Origin of the sequence: Shewanella sp. AS1, assembly GCF_021412565.1 — a bacterium.
In the GTDB taxonomy this organism is placed as follows: Bacteria; Pseudomonadota; Gammaproteobacteria; order Enterobacterales; family Shewanellaceae; genus Shewanella.
Map to the genome: position 1 here is coordinate 1 of NZ_JAKCLJ010000041.1, position 361 is coordinate 361.

1 protein-coding gene is annotated in these 361 nt (G+C 58.2%); it reads right to left on the reverse strand.

Annotated features, from left to right (window positions below):
• On the reverse strand, window positions 1-361 hold a 361-nt coding region (locus tag LZP69_RS15950), incomplete at both ends, for a putative Ig domain-containing protein (RefSeq protein WP_234201692.1).

Consider the following 361-nt stretch of genomic DNA (forward strand, 5'->3'; position numbering starts at 1 on the left):
TGCTGTAAGTGGCCGTGTCATTCGCATCAATATCCGTTGAGGTGATGGTGCCATTAACTACTGAACCATCTTCCTTGGCGCTGACTTGCGCGATGGGATCCAGTACCGGTGCATCGTTAACGTTGTTGACCACCAGGTTAAAGGTGGACGTGACGGTTGCACCCTGGCTATCGGTGGCGGTGACCGTGATGGCGGCAGTGCCTACATCGCTGTTCGCCGGCGTGCCGCTGAAGATGCCGGTGGTGGCATCAAAGCTGAGCCATGCAGGTGTGCTAGCCGACAGGGTGAGCGTATCACCGCTGTCGATATCGGCGAAGGTGCCCGCAGGTACGCCGAAGCTAAAGGCGCTGCCTTGGTCTGT